This window comes from Helicobacter pylori SA213A (genome assembly GCF_000476275.1).
GTDB classification, from domain to species: Bacteria; Campylobacterota; Campylobacteria; order Campylobacterales; family Helicobacteraceae; genus Helicobacter; species Helicobacter pylori_CL.
Genome location: NZ_CBOM010000001.1, coordinates 92,891 through 112,702 on the forward strand (window position 1 = coordinate 92,891; position 19,812 = coordinate 112,702).

At 40.2% G+C, this 19,812-nt stretch carries 19 protein-coding genes and 1 tRNA gene; 14 read left to right on the plus strand and 6 right to left on the minus strand.

Annotated features, from left to right (window positions below):
* The first annotated feature begins 7 nt into the window (after positions 1–7).
* From QT74_RS00470 to QT74_RS08465, 3 genes are read left to right on the plus strand one after another with little or no spacing between them, the layout of a single operon-like run.
* The gene (locus tag QT74_RS00470; protein ID WP_033763767.1) at positions 8–808 is read left to right on the plus strand and encodes a phosphatidate cytidylyltransferase; all 801 of its coding nucleotides are present in this window, start codon (positions 8–10) and stop codon (positions 806–808) included.
* A complete protein-coding gene (dxr, locus tag QT74_RS00475) occupies positions 809–1,909 on the plus strand; it encodes a 1-deoxy-D-xylulose-5-phosphate reductoisomerase (protein WP_033763768.1) in 1,101 nt (366 codons plus the stop codon).
* Between the two features lie 33 nt (positions 1,910–1,942).
* Entirely contained in the window at positions 1,943–2,113 is a 171-nt protein-coding gene (locus QT74_RS08465; RefSeq protein WP_154195316.1) for a hypothetical protein, read from the plus strand.
* Positions 2,114–2,181: 68 nt separating this feature from the next.
* On the opposite strand, the gene QT74_RS00480 is transcribed toward QT74_RS08465, so the two are convergent.
* Positions 2,182–2,733, minus strand: coding sequence for a YbhB/YbcL family Raf kinase inhibitor-like protein (locus QT74_RS00480; protein WP_033763769.1), 552 nt, complete (start codon positions 2,731–2,733; stop codon positions 2,182–2,184).
* 145 nt (positions 2,734–2,878) lie between these two features.
* On the opposite strand from QT74_RS00480, the gene QT74_RS00485 reads away from it, so the two are divergent.
* The 6 genes from QT74_RS00485 to msrB all read left to right on the plus strand — a co-directional run bounded on the left by QT74_RS00485 (position 2,879) and on the right by msrB (position 8,722).
* The gene (locus tag QT74_RS00485; protein ID WP_000444096.1) at positions 2,879–3,340 is read left to right on the plus strand and encodes a helix-turn-helix domain-containing protein; all 462 of its coding nucleotides are present in this window, start codon (positions 2,879–2,881) and stop codon (positions 3,338–3,340) included.
* 169 nt (positions 3,341–3,509) lie between these two features.
* The gene (locus tag QT74_RS00490) at positions 3,510–4,673 is read left to right on the plus strand and encodes a NifS family cysteine desulfurase (RefSeq protein WP_033763771.1); all 1,164 of its coding nucleotides are present in this window, start codon (positions 3,510–3,512) and stop codon (positions 4,671–4,673) included.
* 21 nt (positions 4,674–4,694) lie between these two features.
* Positions 4,695–5,675, plus strand: coding sequence for an iron-sulfur cluster assembly scaffold protein NifU (locus tag QT74_RS00495; protein ID WP_033763773.1), 981 nt, complete (start codon positions 4,695–4,697; stop codon positions 5,673–5,675).
* Positions 5,676–5,829: 154 nt separating this feature from the next.
* The gene (locus tag QT74_RS00500; protein WP_000750558.1) at positions 5,830–6,063 is read left to right on the plus strand and encodes a ribbon-helix-helix domain-containing protein; all 234 of its coding nucleotides are present in this window, start codon (positions 5,830–5,832) and stop codon (positions 6,061–6,063) included.
* A 109-nt stretch (positions 6,064–6,172) separates the two neighbouring features.
* Positions 6,173–7,519 carry a DNA repair protein RadA gene (radA, locus tag QT74_RS00505; protein WP_033763774.1) on the plus strand — a complete coding sequence of 449 codons (1,347 nt, stop codon included), beginning with the start codon at positions 6,173–6,175 and terminating at the stop codon, positions 7,517–7,519.
* A 123-nt stretch (positions 7,520–7,642) separates the two neighbouring features.
* Complete coding sequence (gene msrB / locus QT74_RS00510; RefSeq protein ID WP_033763775.1) at positions 7,643–8,722, plus strand: peptide-methionine (R)-S-oxide reductase MsrB; 1,080 nt, start codon at positions 7,643–7,645, stop codon at positions 8,720–8,722.
* A gap of 380 nt (positions 8,723–9,102) precedes the next feature.
* Here the strand turns inward: msrB and QT74_RS00515 are convergent, their stop codons facing one another.
* Together QT74_RS00515 and hopM are read right to left on the minus strand one after the other, a co-directional pair.
* The gene (locus QT74_RS00515) at positions 9,103–9,936 is read right to left on the minus strand and encodes a sulfite exporter TauE/SafE family protein (protein WP_033763776.1); all 834 of its coding nucleotides are present in this window, start codon (positions 9,934–9,936) and stop codon (positions 9,103–9,105) included.
* Between the two features lie 212 nt (positions 9,937–10,148).
* Positions 10,149–12,236 (minus strand): Hop family outer membrane protein HopM/HopN, encoded by a 2,088-nt coding sequence (gene hopM / locus QT74_RS00520; RefSeq protein ID WP_033763777.1) that lies wholly within the window; start codon positions 12,234–12,236, stop codon positions 10,149–10,151.
* 263 nt (positions 12,237–12,499) lie between these two features.
* Between hopM and QT74_RS00525 the strand changes: the two genes are divergently transcribed.
* Complete coding sequence (locus QT74_RS00525) at positions 12,500–13,657, plus strand: SulP family inorganic anion transporter (protein ID WP_021436565.1); 1,158 nt, start codon at positions 12,500–12,502, stop codon at positions 13,655–13,657.
* Positions 13,658–13,706: 49 nt separating this feature from the next.
* Here the strand turns inward: QT74_RS00525 and QT74_RS00530 are convergent.
* The 3 genes from QT74_RS00530 to kdsB all read right to left on the minus strand — a co-directional run bounded on the left by QT74_RS00530 (position 13,707) and on the right by kdsB (position 16,269).
* Positions 13,707–13,781 (minus strand) — tRNA-Asn (locus QT74_RS00530).
* A 112-nt stretch (positions 13,782–13,893) separates the two neighbouring features.
* Positions 13,894–15,345, minus strand: coding sequence for a porin HopA (gene hopA / locus QT74_RS00535; protein WP_033763778.1), 1,452 nt, complete (start codon positions 15,343–15,345; stop codon positions 13,894–13,896).
* A 192-nt stretch (positions 15,346–15,537) separates the two neighbouring features.
* Positions 15,538–16,269: a 3-deoxy-manno-octulosonate cytidylyltransferase gene (kdsB, locus tag QT74_RS00540; protein WP_033763779.1), complete on the minus strand. Its 732-nt coding sequence runs from the start codon at positions 16,267–16,269 to the stop codon at positions 15,538–15,540.
* Between the two features lie 104 nt (positions 16,270–16,373).
* Between kdsB and dsbK the strand changes: the two genes are divergently transcribed.
* The 4 genes from dsbK to QT74_RS00560 are packed head-to-tail and all read left to right on the plus strand — an operon-like array spanning position 16,374 to position 19,554.
* A complete protein-coding gene (gene dsbK / locus QT74_RS00545) occupies positions 16,374–17,165 on the plus strand; it encodes a protein disulfide-isomerase DsbK (RefSeq protein ID WP_033763780.1) in 792 nt (263 codons plus the stop codon).
* Between the two features lie 15 nt (positions 17,166–17,180).
* Complete coding sequence (locus QT74_RS00550; RefSeq protein WP_033763781.1) at positions 17,181–17,831, plus strand: UPF0323 family lipoprotein; 651 nt, start codon at positions 17,181–17,183, stop codon at positions 17,829–17,831.
* A gap of 20 nt (positions 17,832–17,851) precedes the next feature.
* Entirely contained in the window at positions 17,852–19,024 is a 1,173-nt protein-coding gene (locus QT74_RS00555) for a glutathionylspermidine synthase family protein (protein WP_033763782.1), read from the plus strand.
* Positions 19,024–19,554, plus strand: coding sequence for a membrane protein (locus QT74_RS00560; RefSeq protein ID WP_033763783.1), 531 nt, complete (start codon positions 19,024–19,026; stop codon positions 19,552–19,554). The genes QT74_RS00555 and QT74_RS00560 overlap by 1 nt, the downstream gene beginning before the upstream one ends.
* Positions 19,555–19,812 lie beyond the last annotated feature (258 nt).

Below are 19,812 nucleotides of genomic sequence, written 5' to 3' on the forward strand. Positions count from 1 at the left end.
GAAAAAAGTGAAAGAAGAGTTATTTAAAGAAAAGTCTCGTTACATTACAGGGTTTGTTTTAATCATTGTGGCAGGCTTGATTTTGTATGCGGACAATTTGTTGTTGTTTTGGGCGGTTTTAGGGGGGATTTATGCGGTGGGGTTTTCTGAAGCGTTAAGATTATTTCAAGTTAAAGCGAGCTTTAGCCTGTATCTCATTTTAGTGTTGTCATGGGTAGCGGCGTATTTTAACGGGTGCCCAATAGAATGCGCTCTTATCAGTGCCATGGTCATGGCTAGCATCATCGCTTATCAAAAAGCGCACCACAGCGAAGCCATTTTACCCTTTTTATACCCGGGCGTTGGGTTTTTTGCGCTTTTTGGGGTTTATAAGGATTTTGGCGCAGTAGCGATCATTTGGCTTTTAGTCGTGGTGGTGGCAAGCGATGTGGGGGCGTTTTTTGGAGGCAAGCTTTTAGGCAAAACCTCTTTCACGCCCACTTCGCCGAATAAAACCTTAGAGGGCGCGTTGATTGGCGTTGTTTTGGCGAGCGTTTTAGGATCGTTTGTGGGCATGGGGAAATTGAGCGGAGGCTTTCTTATGGCGCTCTTTTTTAGTTTTTTAATCGCTCTTGTGGCGGTGTTTGGGGATTTGTATGAAAGCTATTTGAAAAGAAAGGCCGGGATCAAAGATAGCGGTAAGATTTTACCCGGGCATGGGGGCGTTTTAGACCGATTGGATTCCATGCTTTTTGGGGCTTTAGGCTTGCATGCGTTGTTGTATTTTTTAGAAGTTTGGAAAGAGACGGCGGTATTTTTAGGGGATTGAATGGTTGTTTTAGGAAGCACCGGCTCTATTGGGAAAAACGCCCTAAAAATCGCAAAAAAATTTGGCGTAGAAATAGAAGCCTTAAGCTGTGGGAAAAATATCGCTCTAATCAATGAGCAAATCCAAATTTTCAAACCCAAGAAAGTGGCGATTTTAGATCCTAGCGATTTGAATGATTTAGAGCCTTTGGGCGCGGAAGTGTTTGTAGGGCTAGAGGGCATTGATGCGATGATAGAAGAGTGCGTTTCCAATTTAGTCCTTAACGCCATTGTGGGCGTGGCAGGATTGAAAGCGAGCTTTAAAAGCTTACAAAGGAACAAAAAACTAGCCCTAGCGAATAAAGAGAGTTTGGTGAGCGCGGGGCATTTATTAGACATTTCACAAATCACGCCTATTGATAGCGAGCATTTTGGTTTGTGGGCGTTGTTGCAAAACAAGACTTTAAAGCCTAAATCTTTAATCATTAGCGCGAGTGGGGGGGCTTTTAGGGACACGCCTTTAGAATTTATTCCTATTCAAAATGTGCAAAACGCGCTCAAGCACCCTAACTGGAGCATGGGATCTAAAATCACCATTGATTCAGCGAGCATGGTCAATAAGCTTTTTGAAATCCTAGAAACTTATTGGCTTTTTGGTGCGTCTTTAAAGATTGATGCGCTGATTGAAAGGAGTTCTATCGTGCATGCTTTGGTGGAGTTTGAAGACAACTCTGTCATCGCGCATTTAGCGAGCGCGGACATGAAATTACCCATAAGCTACGCCATTAACCCCAAATTAGCTTCCTTGAACGCTTCTATTAAGCCCTTAGATTTATACGCTTTAAGCGCGATTAAATTTGAACCCATTAGCATGGAGCGCTACACCTTGTGGCGTTATAAAGACTTGTTGCTAGAAAACCCAAAGCTTGGCGTGGTGCTGAACGCGAGCAATGAGGTGGCGATGGAGAAGTTTTTAAATCAAGAAATCGCTTTTGGTGGCCTTATCCAAATCATTTCTCAAGCCTTAGAATCATACGCTAAAACGCCTTTCAAGCTTTCTAATTTAGATGAAGTGCTAGAATTAGATAAGGAAGTTAGGGAGCGTTTTAAAAATTATAGGTAGTGTTGAATGAATGGTTTGATAAGGAGTTGATGCATGTTCGTGTTTAAAGTGTTTTTAATATCATTCTTTTTGTTGATTGTTGCATGTTTTGTAGTAGCGGCTATTGGCGAGGCACTTGAGAAAGCGGAGAAGTTTGGTCGTGAATATTATATCCTTGTTATTGGTATTTTAATTGTTATTTTGTTGTATATCATAAACCACTAAAAACCGCTTTTTAAAAAATTAAAAAGCGTTGGAAGCCAAACAAGGTTATTGGATCAAGCCCCTAAACTTTATTTCCTCACAAACTGCTTGTATAAAAATTCCTTTCTCCCTATGGCGATGATATGGTTGCGCATTTTGTCATGCAAATCGCCTAAGAAAAAAGGGGCTTTTAAGGCGAGTTTAGGAATGTCTAGGGCATACACTTGAATCAAGTAATGGTGATCGCCATTAGGGGGCATGGGGCCGATATAGACGCTGTTATTGAGATTGGAGCGTTGTTTTTCGCTTTCGTTGAGCGGTGAACGGATAAAGCCTTGAGTGAGCGAATTGACCCCTTGAGTAATCCTTTTATCCATCATGGAAGCGTTTTCTTCTAAAACATTATGAGCAATATTGCCCACGACCCAATGGACAAACGACATGCCGCACACTTTTTGAGCGTCATGATCAATAAGTTCTAACGCATAGCTTTGAGCGCCTTCCACTTTTTGCCATGAGATTTTAGGCGAATAAGTGGGTAAGCCGTTTGGGTTGAGAAACCCTCTAGGAGCGTTACCGCCAAATTTAGCGTCCAAATACCCTTGTGAATCGGTTTGAATCATTACTTCAAAAGTTTTCATTTTAAGCCCTTTTTCTTTGAAATCATTTTGTGTTTCCTTATTGTAGCATGATACTAAAAATACATCTTAATTTGGAGCATGGTATTAGAATAATCATTTTTAATGATTAAATAGTTATTTATTTTTACTAGTTACCATTGAACGCATGGAAAGTAAAATAAATCGTTTGAGTGCCAAGATAGACGCACTATTGGAACAGCAAAAAAGAGTGATTTCTTTACTAGAAACTTATTTGAGCGTTTATCCCGCCCAAGAGGCTTCAAATAAGTTTTTTAAAGGCGTTAGTCAAGGGATGGAGTTAGCCCCAGAAATCGCGCAAGAAGATGAAGAAAAACGCCTTTATGTGTTGCAATATTTAAGCCATGTGGATATTACTAAAAACAAGCAAGACTCCCAGCTCAAAAAAGATTGTTTGGAATTTATCCAAAGGTTTAATGTCCCAAAGCCCATTATCATTACCGCTCTTTATAACCTTAGGGGCATTAAGCCCACTAAAAAAGAAGTAGCGAAACAATTGCAAAAACTCTATGTGTGGGAGAAGCGTTACCAACAAGGGGGGATAGACGCTTTAAAAGACAGGCGCGGGAGACCCCTTAAAAAACCTTAAGCGGGTTGATAGCGGCTATGTTGGTTTTTAATGGGGGTGTTCGCATTTCTCAAAATGTTTTCAAAAATTCATCTTATTTTAAGTTAAAATTAAGAAAATATCTTGTATTTAATCATAATTTAGACTTAGATAAGAAATCTATGTAAAATTTTTAAGGAGAATATTAACCTTGTTACAACGAATTTATTTAGACAATAACGCTACAACTAGGATTGACCCTAAAGTCAAAGAGATCATGGATCCTTTTTTAAGGGATCATTACGGGAATCCTAGCTCGTTGCACCAGTTTGGCACAGAAACCCACCCAGCCATTGCAGAAGCGCTAGATAAGCTTTATAAGGGCATTAACGCTAGGGATATAGATGATGTGATCATCACTTCTTGCGCGACAGAAAGCAATAATTGGGTTTTAAAGGGCGTGTATTTTGATGAATGTTTGAAAAAGGGCAAAAACCATATTGTAACCACGGTTGCAGAGCATCCGGCGGTGCGATCCACTTGCAATTTTTTAGAAAGCTTGGGGGTGGAGGTTACTTACTTGCCCATTAATGAGCATGGGAGTATCACCGCCGATCAAGTCAAAGAAGCGATCACAGAAAAAACCGCTCTAGTGAGCGTGATGTGGGCGAATAATGAAACCGGTCTCATTTTCCCTATTGAAGAAATTGGGGCTATTTGTAAAGAAAAGGGCGTGTTGTTCCATACCGATGCGGTGCAAGCGATTGGTAAAATCCCTGTAGATGTGTTGAAAGCGAATGCGGATTTTCTTTCTTTTAGCGCACACAAGTTTCATGGACCTAAAGGCATTGGGGGGTTGTATATTAGAAGTGGGGTGGGATTGACCCCTCTTTTTCATGGCGGAGAGCATATGAATGGCAGGCGCAGCGGGACTTTGAATGTGCCTTATATTGTGGGCATGGGCGAAGCGATGAAATTAGCCGTAGAGCATTTAGACTATGAAAAAGAAGTGGTAGGGAAATTGCGCGACAAATTAGAAGAAGCGCTTTTGAAAATCCCTGATGTGATGGTGGTAGGGGATCGAATCCATCGTGTGCCTAACACGACTTTAGTCAGCGTGAGAGGGATTGAAGGAGAGGCCATGCTGTGGGATTTGAATCGCTCCAATATCGCCGCTTCCACAGGGAGTGCGTGTGCGAGTGAGGATTTAGAGGCTAATCCTGTCATGGTAGCGATTGGAGCGAGTAAGGAATTAGCTCATACCGCTATCAGGCTTTCATTGAGCCGTTTTAACACGGAAGTTGAAATTGATAAAACGATTGAAGTTTTCTCTCAAGCGGCTGTAAGATTGAGAAACATTTCAAGCTCTTATTAAAAAGAATATAAAGGAATCAAAATGGCAAAACATGATTTAGTGGGTTCGGTTCTCTGGGATGCGTATTCTAAAGAAGTTCAAAGGCGCATGGATAACCCCACGCATTTAGGGGTCATCACCGAAGAGCAGGCTAAAGCTAAAAACGCTAAGCTCATTGTGGCGGATTATGGCGCAGAGGCATGCGGTGATGCGGTGAGGTTGTATTGGCTTGTAGATGAAAGCACGGATAGAATTGTTGACGCGAAGTTTAAAAGCTTTGGTTGCGGGACAGCGATCGCAAGCTCAGACATGATGGTAGAGTTGTGTTTGAATAAAAGAGTCCAAGATGCGGTAAAAATCACGAATTTAGATGTGGAAAGAGGCTTGAGAGACGATCCAGACACGCCGGCTGTCCCTGGGCAAAAAATGCACTGCTCGGTGATGGCGTATGATGTGATCAAAAAAGCTGCCGGCATGTATTTGGGGAAAAACGCTGAAGATTTTGAAGAAGAAATCATCGTGTGCGAGTGCGCTAGGGTGAGTTTAGGCACGATTAAGGAAGTGATTAGGCTCAATGATTTAAAAAGCGTTGAAGAAATCACTAATTACACCAAAGCCGGCGCGTTTTGTAAAAGCTGCGTGAGACCGGGAGGGCATGAAAAAAGGGATTATTACTTGGTGGATATTCTTAAAGAAGTGCGCGAAGAAATGGAAGCTGAAAAACTTAAAGCCGCCGCGAATAAATCCCAAAATGGGGAATTGGCTTTCAGGGAAATGACTATGGTTCAAAAGATTAAAGCGGTGGATAAAGTCATTGATGAAAATATCCGTGCTATGCTTATGATGGACGGAGGGGATTTAGAGATTTTAGACATTAAAGAAAGCGATGATTACATTGATGTGTATATCCGCTACATGGGGGCATGCGATGGGTGCATGAGCGCGACTACCGGGACTTTATTTGCCATTGAAAACGCCTTGCAAGAATTGTTGGATCGTCATATCAGGGTGTTACCGATTTGATTTGTTCTTTTTAGGGGGTGAAAGCCTTTTTCAAGCGAGCGTTAATAAACTTAAAATGAGGAATGATTAGCGCTTGCGACATTATTCATTATACGCTACTTTTATGCTAATATGCTATTTTGAAGCGATTTGCGATGATGATTGAAGGAACTTGATGAAAAAGACAGAAAACACAGATGAAACTCACTTAAGGGGAACTAAAAATAAACTAGGACGCAAACCAAAAGCAGACGCTAATAAAAAAACTCGCGCTGTAAGCTTGTATTTTTCTGATGAGCAATACCAAAAACTAGAGAAAATGGCTAACGAAGAAGAAGAAAGCGTGGGATCTTATATCAAACGCTATATTTTGAAGGCTTTAAGAAAAATAGAACAAAATGGTGCTTGATAATTTTTTAACTTGTTTTGAGTTTAGCTTTACGAGTTTTATTATAGAACAAAACCAAACCCCGTTTTTATCTAGCCTTTAGCTGTGTGGTTTTAAAAAGAGTGGTATTTTGGCTAAAAAAACTTCTTTATTTGAGTGTCAGCATTGCGGTTTTACAAGCCCTAAGTGGTTGGGCAAGTGCGTTCAATGCAACGCATGGGAGAGTTTTATAGAATTGAACCAAACCCAAAAGGAAGTTTTACACGCGCTTAAAAAACCGCTCCCACAAGCGCAAAAAAGCGTTTCTATCGCTGCAATTGAGCATGAAGAAGTCATTAAGTTTTCTTCCACTCAAAGCGAATTGGATATTGTCTTAGGTGGAGGGATCGCTAAAGGGGGGCTGTATTTAGTGGGGGGGAGTCCTGGGGTGGGGAAATCCACTCTGCTTTTAAAAGTGGCTTCTGGCTTAGCCAAAAACCAGCAAAAGGTTTTGTATGTGAGCGGGGAAGAGAGCTTGAGCCAGATTAAAATGCGCGCCACTAGATTAGATTGCATAGAAAAAGAATTGTATCTGCTCAATGAAATCAATTGGCCTGTGATTAAGGCTAATATAGAAAGCGAAAATTATTTTGCTTGCGTGATTGATTCTATCCAAACGCTTTATTCGCCAGAGATTTCTTCAGCGCCCGGCTCTATTTCGCAAGTGCGAGAGATCACTTTTGAGCTCATGCGTTTAGCCAAAACAAGAAATATTGCTATTTTTATCATCGGTCATATCACTAAAGAAGGGAGCATCGCAGGGCCTAGAGTGCTAGAGCATATGGTGGATAGCGTGCTGTATTTTGAAGGCGATCCCAGTAGGGAATTAAGGATTTTAAGGAGTTTTAAAAACCGCTTTGGCCCTACGAGTGAAATCGGCTTGTTTGAAATGAAAGAGCAGGGTTTGGTGAGCGCTAAGGAAGCTTCAAGCTTGTTTTTTTCTAAAGAAGAGCCTATGGAGGGGAGTGCGATTACCATCACTTTAGAAGGCTCAAGAGCGTTGATTTTAGAGATTCAGGCGTTGGTGAGCGAGTGCAGTTTCGGATCACCCAAACGATTAGCGAACGGGTTTGACACCAACCGCCTTAACATGCTCATCGCTTTATTGGAAAAAAAACTAGAAATCCCCTTAAACCGCCATGATGTGTTTATTAATGTGAGCGGGGGCATTAAGATTAGCGAGCCGGCTTGCGATTTAGCGGTGATTGCCAGTATCCTTTCAAGCTTTAAAAACAGAAAAATTGACAATAAAACGGCGTTTTTGGGCGAAGTGAGTTTGAATGGCAGGATTTTAGAAGCCCCTAATTTGAACGCTAGATTGAAAGAAATGGAAAATTACGGCTTTTTAAAAGCCATTTTGCCTAAAAAACCCAGTCAAAAAACCTCTATCAAATGCTATGAAGCCAATGCGGTGGGTAAGATTGTTGAGTGGATGTGATTTTAACTTTTGTTATCTAATAGAACAAAGCCTTATTGAAATTTAAACTCAATTTAAAGAACAACTACCATTTTTTTTAGTTATAATGGCAAACACCATTAAAATTAAAACAAAGGTTATTCAATGAAGGTGTTATCTTATTTGAAAAATTTTTATCTTTTTTTACTAATAGGAGCGATCATGCAAGCGAGTGAAAACATGGGATCTCAACACCAAAAAACCGATGAAAGAGTGATTTACTTGGCTGGGGGGTGCTTTTGGGGGCTAGAGGCGTATATGGAGAGGATTTATGGCGTCATAGACGCAAGCTCTGGTTACGCTAACGGCAAGACTTCAAGCACGAATTATGAAAAATTGCATGAGAGCGATCATGCTGAAAGCGTGAAAGTGATCTATGATCCTAAAAAAATCAGTTTGGACAAGTTGTTGCGTTACTATTTTAAGGTGATTGATCCGGTGAGCGTGAACAAGCAGGGTAATGATGTGGGCAGGCAGTATCGCACGGGGATTTATTATGTCAATAGTGCGGATAAAGAAGTGATAGACAACGCCTTAAAAGCGTTACAAAAAGAAGTGAAAGGCAAGATCGCCATTGAGGTAGAACCCTTAAAAAATTATGTGAGAGCTGAAGAATACCACCAAGATTATTTAAAAAAACACCCCGGTGGTTATTGCCATATTGATTTGAAAAAGGCGGATGAAGTGATTGTAGATAGCGATAAATACACCAAACCCAGCGATGAAGTTTTAAAGAAAAAACTCACCAAACTCCAGTATGAGGTGACTCAAAACAAACACACTGAGAAACCCTTTGAAAACGAGTATTACAACAAAGAAGAAGAGGGCATTTATGTGGATATTACCACAGGCGAGCCGTTATTTTCTTCAGCGGATAAATACGACTCTGGTTGCGGGTGGCCAAGCTTTTCTAAGCCCATCAATAAAGATGTGGTGAAATACGAAGACGATGAGAGCCTTAATAGGAAACGCATTGAAGTATTAAGCCGTATTGGTAAGGCGCATTTAGGGCATGTGTTTAACGATGGACCCAAAGAATTAGGGGGCTTAAGGTATTGTATTAATAGTGCGGCTTTAAGGTTTATCCCCTTAAAAGACATGGAAAAAGAGGGCTATGGCGAGTTTATCCCTTATATCAAAAAGGGTGAATTGAAAAAATACATCCAGGATAAAAAAACGCATTGAGAGGTAATGACTAAGCCCCCTAATGGGGGGTTAAAATGAGGGGGGTTAAGTGTTTGGGTTATCTTAAACGCTAAAAACCGCCTTAAATAATTCATTTTTTGATTACCCTTACTTTGAAGACATTCTTTTTTAAGTTTTATGGCTCTGTTCTCATCAAATAAAGATAACTAAAACTTTTTATTTTTTTAAAAATGGGGTTTTTAATTTTATTTTTTGTTTCAAACTCATTTTTTAAGGGGGTAGGGGGTTATCCCATTACAACCCCCAAACTAAACCCCCCTAACCCTAAAGAAGCGCTTTTTAAGAAACTATCGCTTGTTAAAAATCAAGCTCTTTGCTATTTCATCTTTAAAAAATGCCCTTGATTTATTTTTAAATTTTTAACCCATAATGAGCTTGTGTAAAGTCGCTAAAATGCTTAAAGCATAAATGAGGAGCAACAGGATTTTATGCACCTTCTCATTAGCCAAAGCGATAAGCTTGATGCCAATGCCCACCCCTAAAAACGCTCCAATGCCGGTAATCACCCCCGCTTGAACGCTTATATTATCAAGAACCTTCCCGTTATAAAGAGAGATGACCCCAGATAAAGAAGCGAACACCACAAAAAATAGCCCCAAAGGCACGATTTTTTTAGAATCGTATTTCAAAAAATAGCCCAAAAACGGCACCATTAAAATCCCCCCACCCATGCCTAGCGGGATAGAAAAGATGCCGGTAACAAAACCGGCGAGCATCAAAACCCCATGCGTTCTGTCCATAGACACAAAGGGGATTGCGCGCTTTTTTTCGGGCGTTTTGTTATTCGCATGCAAATCAAAATGCATTTCTTCAAAATGCTCTGGTTTCTTGTTGCTAGAAAAAGCGTATTTGATAAAGGTGTAGCACACCACCACCACAAACACGCTCATTAAAATTTTATCGTTAATGATCTTTAAGATAAAGCTCCCTAAAATCGCCCCCATTAGCCCTCCAAGCGCGGCAAATGAGCCTTCTCTCAAATCCAATAAGCCCTTTTTGTAATTGATGATAGAGCCGACCACTGAAGAAAAAAGCATTTGCATGAGCGAAATACCCACCGCATGGCTATAACTAAAATGGGCAAAAATCGCGCTAGGGACGACAATCTCCCCCCCACCAATACCAAAAAACCCGGCGGTAATGCCGGTGAATAGCCCCACAAGAGCCAAAATGAACGCTGTTGATTCTTCCATAAAAAACTCCCTAAATTTTAAATTATTACTTTATCAAAAAAGAGTGATAATCTTTAAAAATTTTTCTTTAATGATTGCAAAAATAGGGTTTTGATCACTTTAATTTTATCGCTTGAGAGCGATTATAAGAGATTATCCAAGATCTCTTTATTTGCTTAATTTAAAAAGGCTTTTAAGCGTTTTTAAACAAGCCCCCTTTTTAAAGAGAGTTTTTAATAAGCAAACACATAATTGAGGAAAAGGCTATACATTCTTCTGTATTCTAGTTTAGCACCCATGAAAGAATAGTAGCTTGTGTTGATCGTAGGGATTTTAAAGCCTAGTTCAATGCCATGCTGAGCGCTATGATCGCTGTCTTTTTTCTTAGGCCTAGCGAGATTCATTCTCAAGCCTAAGTTGAATAAAAATTGGAAGTTAGAAGCGCTGACATTAGCGTTATAAATGCCATTCATCATGGTCAAATTCACTTGTTGGGAATTAAGCCACGAAGTCCCAGCTAACGCAAAGCCACCAAAAAGCCCCACAGAAAGCTTATTGTTCTTGCCTAAAAAGTTGGTGTTTTTATCGTTGATGAAGTTATAAAGAGCGTCCATGCCCACCCCATAAGTCCACACATCAGAAGCGGAGTTAAAAAAGCTGGATTTAATATAAGCATGGTTGTAATCAAAAAAGCCGTAATACCTTAACCCCCAATTCCTTTTTTTACCAAAGAATTGCTTGTAACCCACTTGCACGCCGATGCCGTTCATCGCGCCGTTATTGTTTTGGTAGTCAATCACGCCGATGCGCCTAAAGGGGTTTCTGCCTAATTCTTGATTGATGGTTTGGAGCTGGTCGTATTTGTTAGTATCCAAAGAATAAGTGAGCAAACCTTCTGGGGAATTAGGGTTTTGAGTTGCATGCGTCATGTTTTGGAGGGACTTGGCGTTAGGCAAATGAGAGAGATTGCTATTGATCGCTGTTGAGTCTTTGTTTAAAGCGCTAAGGGCTTCTTTAAAATTCAAAATGGTTTGAGCCAAAGCTTTTTCTTGATTGACCTGGTTGCCATAGTAAGCGGTGTGTTGCTCTAAAGAATTGAGAGTCTCTTTCACAAACGCGCAACCTGAACCCCAAGTGCTACTATTAATCACACCAGCTGATCCTGCTTTACATTCTTCTAAATCGCTTTGGATAGGCCCTTGAATGCTGTGGAAATTGTTCGCTACTTGTTGGGCTAGGCTTAAAATCTCTGCTTGAGCGTTAGCTCTGTTGAGCATTTCTTGAGCGAATTGTGTGTCTTTAGAAGTGTAGGGGTTAAAATTGTCTGGTTGCGTGATTTGGGTGTTTTCATTAGCGTTGAGCTGTTGGGTTTTTTCTAGGGCGGTTTGAGCGTTTTTAATCATTTCTTGGATAGCGCTAAAAGAAGGGCCAAAAATATCCACCACATTCCCAGGTGTAGAGCTCAACCCCCACGCTTTACCGCCATTGCTTGTTTGCACATGCGGTTTTTGGGTGGTAAGGACTTGCATGATGATACTAGCTTGTTGCAAAAGGTATTCAGCGTCATTCTTGTATGTCAATTGTATTGTAGGCGAGAATGCTGATCCGCCTGAATAAGAGGTTGGAATCTCTTTCCCGTTCTCCGTATAATAATGCTCTATGATATTGTTTTGTGTGGTGGTTCTATAATTGGTTTGTTGTATGTTGACTACCCCTGTTTTAGTGGTGTCATTCAAGGCAGGCATACCGCCCCCTTGATGTTGGTTTAAAGCGGTTTGGATGATTTGATAGGCTTGGTTGAGTTTTTGGTATTCTTCAATGGATAGAATGCCATTGGGGCCTGTCCCATACGCTTGATTGCAAGTGGTGGTGGTCCCATTAAGGGCTGGTGTGTTACCAAACGATTGATAGCTTTGATTGTTGGTAGGGCCTGGGCCACAGCCAATAAAAAGGGCTATAGTTTGCCACATGCCCACAGCGGCATTGAGCGCTAAAGCCACAGCTTGATAGGCCGGGGAAGTGGTGGTAGCGCTAGTGAGGTTAATCGCGCTTGAGCTTAAATTGTCAATCGCGCTTGTGATCGCGCTCGGTGTGCTGGCTAGATTGACTAAAGAGTTAAGGTAATTGTATTGGTTTAAAAGGTTGCTCAAGTTATCGTATCTGTCTGCAAGGTTTTGTAGTGCTCCTGTGTTTTTCACTTGTTGAACCGCTTCACCGATCTGATAGCCCACGCTCATGTAAAATCCGTCGTCTTCAGCCCTTGATAATGAAGCCATGAGAGAAAGAGAGAGCCAGAGGGTTTTTTTGATTTTCTTTTTCATTGTTTACCTTCCTTTTCTTTTGTTGATTTTACATTCCCATTCCCATGATAGTCATGTTTATGAAATTTCGCCATTCTACCATAAAATGCTTATTCTTAACTTAAAATTTATATTTTAAGAAAAAAAAAAAAACAATTTTGAGTATTTTTTACCATAAAATACCATAGAGCTTGACGCTATTTAAGAAAAGGAATTTTATTTGGTTTGGAATTGGTTTTTAAATCTTTGGTTACAATCAAGCCATTCTAATTAAAAAGAGCGGCATGTTTGAAAAGATACAAAAAGAATGGTTGAGCAACATTCAAAAAGATTTATTGTCTGGTTTTGTGGTGGGGCTTTCTGTGATTCCAGAGACCGCCGGCTTTGCGATCATGGTGGGTTTAGATGTGGGCGTGGCGTTTTATACGACTTTTTATATGGCTTTTGTTTTGTCTTTTTTTGGGGCTAGAAAGGCGATGATTAGCGCAGCGGCCGGCTCAGTGGCACTCATTTTAGTGGGTGTGGTCAAAAACTACGGGCTTGAATATGCAGGCGTGGCGACTTTAATGACAGGAATGTTGCAAATTCTTTTAGGCTATTTGAAAATAGGGAATCTTTTGAGATTTATCCCGCAATCAGTGATGTATGGCTTTGTGAATGCATTAGGTCTTTTGCTTTTAAAAGAACAATTCAAATTCCTTCAAAACCAAAATTTAGGGGTGTTTGTGTTGCTTTTTATAGGGATATTGATCATTTATTTATTCCCCCTAATCACTAAAAAAATCCCCTCTAATTTAATCTGTATCCTTGCAATCAGCGCAATCGCTTTGATTTTTGATGTGCATGCGCCGAATTTGGGGAGCATTGAGCAAGGGGTTTCAGGCTTTCATTTTCTCATTATTCCCAAAAATTTGGATTTTAAAATCGTTATAGAATTGTTGCCTTACGCTCTTTCTTTGGCGCTAGTAGGCACGATAGAAAGTTTATTAACGGCTAAAACTTTAGACATTATTTTAAAAGATGGCGTGAGCGATAAAAATAAAGAAACTAAAGCGCAAGGCTTGGGGAATGTGATCTCAGGGCTTTTAGGGGGAATGACAGGGTGCGCTCTAGTGGGGCAGTCTATCATTAACGCAAAATCCGGCGCTAGCACAAGGCTTTCTACTTTTTTTGCCGGCTTTTCTTTAATGGTGTTAGTGTTAGCGTTTAATGAATATGTGGTTAAGATCCCCATTGTGGCGGTTGTGGCGGTGATGGTGATGATTTCTTTCACCACTTTTAATTTCCAATCCATTATTAACATTAAAAAAATCAAACTCTATGACACGCTGAACATGCTTTTAGTCGTGGCGGTGGTTTTATGCACGCATAATTTGGCGATAGGGGTTGTGGTGGGGGTTTTAGTCAATGCGTTATGGATCAAATCCAACGGAATTGCATGAAGTTCTGTTTTAAAAAATCAGTAGATAAAAAATCAAGTAATTAGAAGTATGGCTCCAGATGTAGGATTCGAACCTACGACCAAGCGGTTAACAGCCGCCTACTCTACCGCTGAGCTAATCTGGAATTTCGCTCAAACAAAAAGAAATTTTAGTGTGTTTTTTGTAAAAAGTCAAGTGATATGATGATTTGAGGGCCAAAAAGTTGGCTTTGTCCTCAAATGAGAACAAATTCCATATCAATAGGCCAAAACATAATTGAGATACACGCTATAGAGTCTTCTATAGGCTAATTTAGCGCCCAGGAAAGAGTAATAATTCGTGTTAATGGTGGGGATTTTCACGCCTAATTCAATGCCATGGTGAATCCCCTGAAGCCTTAAACCGGTATTGAATAAAAATTGGAAATTGGTGTTGTTGATCTTAGCACTGTAGATGTTGGTGGTGGTTTTTAAATTCACGAATTGGGAATTAAGCCATGTGGTGCCGGCTAGCGCAATGCCTCCAAAAATACCAAAAGAGATTTTGCGGTTTCGATCGGATCCGCCATTGATGAAATTCAATAAAAGATCACTGCCCGCGCCATAAGTGAAAACATTGGAAGCGGAGTTAAAAAAGTTGGATTTGATATAGGCATGGTTGTAATCAAAAAAGGCGTAATACCGGATCCCAAAAAATTTATTTTTCCCAAAGAATTGCTTATAGCCTAATTGCACGCCCACGCCATTCATCGCCCCGTTATTGCTTTGAGAGTTGATTAATCCCACGCTTCTAAAGGGGTTATGGCCAAACTCTTTGGTGGTGGTTTGGAATTGAGAATACTGGGTTTCGTTTAAAGAATAACTATAACTAGACCGGCTCACCAAACTTTGAAACCCTTTAGAATTGGGCGATTTTTGAATGGTGTTATAGATGGTTTCTAAATTATCCCCTTTGAGGTAAGAGATGGTGTCATTAATAACGCTTGACACTTGGTTGAGGTTTTTAGTGAAATCAGGGTTGGTAAATGCACTTTGTTGGTTTGGACCTTCTGGGTTATTTCTTCGGGCTTGTGCAGCGGCTTCTTTAGCGCTATCAATCATGTTATTAATAGCACTAAAGGTGTTGCCAAAAATATTGCATGCGTTCCCGCTTGCATTAATCCCCCATGGTGTGCCATTGCCTCCATCTACGCCCGGGCATTGGTTTTGAAGGGTGGTAATGATGGTTTTAGCATCAGTTAAAAGCTTGTCATAGTCATTTGCAATCGTGAGTTCATTGTTTTTGTTTTCTATGGTGTTTTGGAGCAATTGAGAAATCGCATTGATTTCGTTGTATTTATTAGTGGGTAGCGAGTTATTGGCTAAATTAGAGGCTATCACTTGCCACATGCCCACTGCAGAGCTGAGCGCTGAAGACACGGCTTGATTAGCGGTATTGGGGGTCGTTTTCAATCTGTCAGCGCTTTGTTTTAAATTATTAATCGCTTGAGTGGTGCTTGAATCGGTGTTAGTAGCCGTTTGTTTGAGCTCGTTATAGCGGGTTAAAAGGTTGTCCAAATTTTCATAAGTGTCGGAGAGTTTTTGGATTTCGCCGGTGTTTTTCACCATTTGAGCGGCTTCACCGATTTGATAGCCCACGCTCATAAAAACGCCGTCATTTTCAGCGAAGAGCGATGACGCCACAAGAGAAAGTAAAATCGTTTTTTTCATAAAATGTTCCTTAAAGTAATGTTTTGTTTGTAAAATCGTGTCAAATTGAAACTTTATTTACAATGCGTTTAAATTGTGCCATAAATTTATTAAATTTTTAATAAAACTGAGCGAGAATTAATAAATTTTTGCTTTTTTTGGATTTTAAAAAAGGTTTTTGGTAGTGAAAAATGCTTTGAATGTTTTAAAATTTCACCGATCAAGGAGATTGGGGCTAAAAAGCTTCAAAGCGTTTTGCAAGTCTTCTTTCGTGTCAATGCCCACGCTTTCACTTTGAACGATTCTTACTGCAATATTTTTTTGATAATACAAAGCCCTCAATTGCTCTAATTTTTCTATATCCTCTAAAACGCAAGGTTTTAAAGTGCATAATTCTTCTAAAATCTCTCTACTATGAAACCCGTAAATACCAATATGCCCTAAAAGGGGCGTTTGGCGTTTCATATCAGCATCTCGTAAAAAGGGGATAAGGGAGCGCGAAAAATACAAAGCGTTATTTTGATGGCCTAAAACCACCTTGACTAAATTAGGGTTTTTGGCTTTTTCTTCATCAATGACTTTAGCGCAAGTCGCCATGAAAGGGGCGTTTTGAGTGGCTTCTAACAACGCTGTAATGACTTCTTTTTCTAAAAAAGGTTCATCGCCTTGCAAGTTTAAAACCCTTTCATCGTTTTTTAACCCTAAAATTTGAGCCGCTTCCAAACAGCGCTCCGTGCCGCTATTATGGCGTTTGGAGGTTAGCACCGCTTTAATGTGGAATTTTTGGCACGCTTTCATGATGCTTTCATCATCGCAAGCGACTACGCATTCATCTACTAAGCTCGCATTTTTAGCGCAACGGACCACCATAGGCAAGCCAAAAATATCTTCTAGCACTTTATTTTCAAAACGACTGGATTTTAATCTAGCAGGAATGATAATCATCTTTAAGCCTTATAAAATAGGGGATTTTTATGGTATTATACCCATTTAACAAGCTTATTCCTTTTATTATAGGGATTGAGACTATTGAACTTTAGGAGTTTTTAATGATATTAAGAGCGAGCGTGTTGAGCGCGTTACTTCTTGTAGGTTTAGGGGCAGCCCCTAAAAACCCAGCATCTAATAAACAAATGCAAGACAATTTAGTTAAGGTGATTGAAAAACAAACCAATAAAAAGGTGCGTATTTTAGAAGTCAAACCTTTGAAATCCAGCCAGGATTTGAAAATGGTCGTAGTAGAAGATCCGGACACTAAATACAATATCCCGCTTGTAGTGAGCAAGGATGGTAATTTAGTCATAGGGCTTAGCGGTATCTTTTTTAGCAATAATAGCGATGATGTGAAGTTGCTCACAGAGACCAATCAAAAAATCCTAGCCCTTAACACCACCCAGCAAAATAGCGCGAAATTGAACGCTATTTTTGATGAAGTGCCGGCTGATTATGTGATAGAGTTGCCTTCTACTAACGCTGAGAATAAGGACAAAATCCTTTATATTGTCTCCGATCCCATGTGCCCGCATTGCCAAAAAGAGCTCACTAAACTCAGAGATCACTTGAAAGAAAACACCGTGAGAATGGTTGTAGTGGGGTGGCTTGGGGTCAATTCGGCTAAAAAAGCGGCTTTGGTTCAAGAAGAAATGGCGAAAGCTAGGGCTAGGGGAGCGAGCGTGGAAGATAAAATCTCTATTCTTGAAAAGATTTATTCCACCCAATACGATATTAACGCCCAAAAAGAGCCTGAAGATTTACGCACTAAAGTGGAAAATACCACTAAAAAGATTTTTGAATCTGGCGTGATTAAGGGCGTGCCTTTCTTATACCATTATAAGGCATGATATAAGGCTACTCTCATGAAAAAACCCTACAGAAAGATTTCTGATTATGCGATCGTGGGTGGTCTGAGCGCGTTAGTGATGGTGAGCATCGTGGGGTGTAAGAGCAATGCTGATGACAAACCCAAAGAGCAAAGCCATTTAAGTCAAAGCGTTCAAAAAGGGGCGTTTGTGATTTTAGAAGAGCAAAAGGATAAATCTTACAAGGTTGTTGAAGAATACCCTAGCTCAAGAACCCACATTGTGGTGCGCGATTTGCAAGGCAATGAGCGCGTGCTGAGCAATGAAGAGATTCAAAAGCTCATCAAAGAAGAAGAAGCTAAGATTGATAACGGCACGAGCAAACTTATCCAACCCAATAATGGGGGAGGGAGCAATGAAGGCTCAGGCTTTGGCTTGGGGAGCGCGATTTTAGGGAGCGCGGCGGGAGCGATTTTAGGGAGTTATATTGGTAATAAGCTTTTCAATAACCCTAATTACCAGCAAAACGCCCAACGGACCTATAAATCCCCACAAGCTTACCAACGCTCTCAAAATTCCTTTTCTAAAAGTGCACCCAGCGCTTCAGGCGTGGGCGGAGCGAGTAAGGGGCAGAGCGGGTTTTTTGGCTCTAGTAGGCCTACTAGCTCGCCGGCGGTAAGCTCTGGGACAAGGGGCTTTAACTCATAAAATCTATTTAAGGCTAAAAAATGCAAGTGATTCCTTTAAAACCTTTAGACAATAAGACCTTAGAAGAAATCGGCTTAGATTGGCACACGAATGACGACATGTCATCTTATATCGCTGATGAAATGGTGGTTGTTTCTCAAAAAGAAGCGGACGCTTATTATGACGCTTGTAATGAGCTTTATGATATGTTTGTAGAGACGGCTGAAGAGGCCATTAAAAACGATCGCTTTTTTGAATTGGATATTCCTAATGCGCTCATTCCTATGATCAAACAGAGTTTTGAAGAAGAAGTGCATTGGCATATTTACGGGCGTTTTGATTTAGCCGGGGGGCTTGATGGCAAGCCCATTAAATTACTGGAATTTAACGCTGATACCCCCACCATGCTCTATGAAACCGCAGTGATTCAATGGGCGTTACTCAAAGCCAATGGCTATGATGAAAACAAACAATTCAATAATCTCTATGAAGCGCTTGGCGAGAATTTTAAACGCATGGTAACTTTAGGCGAAGACACGAGCCGTTTTGAAGAGTTGTATGAGGGGTGGAAAATCCTTTTTTCAAGCGTTAGGGGGAATATTGAAGAAGAGCGCACTATGCGTTTTTTGCAAGACGCTGCTCAGAGCGTGGGGTTTGAAACGGATTTTTCTTACATTGATGAAGTAGAGTTTAATATAGAAGAGGGCGTGTTTAAAAACGGCTTGAATTATGAGTTTTTATTCAAACTGATCCCATGGGAAAATATCGCTATTGATGAGCCAGAATTAGCCCTTTTGATGCAAGGCATGATGGAAAATAAAAACACGATTTTTTTAAACCCGGCTTATACGATCCTTTTCCAATCCAAGCGTTTTTTAAAACTTTTATGGGACAGATACCCCAACCACCCCTTATTGTTAGAAACGAGCTATGAACCTTTAGCCCATAAAAAGCAAATCAAAAAAGTGGCTTTTGGTAGGGAAGGGGCGAATAGTGAAATCTTTGAAGCTTCCATGCAATCGCTTTTGAAAACGGACGGCGTTTATTCTAACCACAAACCCGTTTATCAAGAATTTTACGAGCTCAATTTGCATAATGGGTTGTATTATCAGCCTAATGTGTTTTTTGCTTATGAATCTTGCGCGCTAGGGTTTAGAAAAGGGGGGTTAATCTTGGATAATTTTTCTAAATTCGTGAGCCACATGTTGCAATAATGACCACAATAATGCGTTATTTTCACATCTATGCGACCACTTTTTTCTTCCCTTTGGCGCTTCTTTTTGCGGTTAGCGGGCTTTCATTGCTCTTTGGGGTGCGCCAAGACACTGGCGCTAACATCAAAGAGTGGGTTTTAGAAAAATCCTTAAAAAAAGAAGAACGATTGGATTTTTTGAAAGACTTTATAAAAGAAAACCATATCGCTATGCCTAAAAAGATAGAGCCTAGAGAGCATAGAGGAGCGTTAGTCATTGGCACGCCTTTGTATGAAATCAACCTTGAAACTAAAGGCGATCAAACAAAAATCAAAACCATTGAAAGGGGCTTTTTAGGCGCACTCATCATGCTGCATAAGGCTAAGGTGGGCATCGTGTTTAAGGCGCTTTTGGGGATTTTTTGCGTGTTTTTATTGTTGTTTTATGTGAGCGCGTTTTTAATGGTGGCTTTTAAGGACACTAAACGCATGTTTATAAGCGTTTTGATAGGGAGTGTGGTGTTCTTTGGAGCGATCTATTGGTCTTTGTAGGGTTTTAAAATATCAGCTTTGTTTTGGATATTTGTCATGAAATCTAAAAAATACCTTTTGGGTGTTTTGACAACCAAAATAAAAAAGCTTGCGTAAGCGAGCGATAATTTCTCATAACGCGCTCTTAGGGGATTAGGAGAATTTAGTTTTGGGTTTGAAGAGGGCGTTAAAGCGTAAAATATCCCCTTATGAGTTTTAAAAACCCCATTTTTTAAAAAATAAAGAATAACTAAACCAACACAAAAAACCCCTAAAACT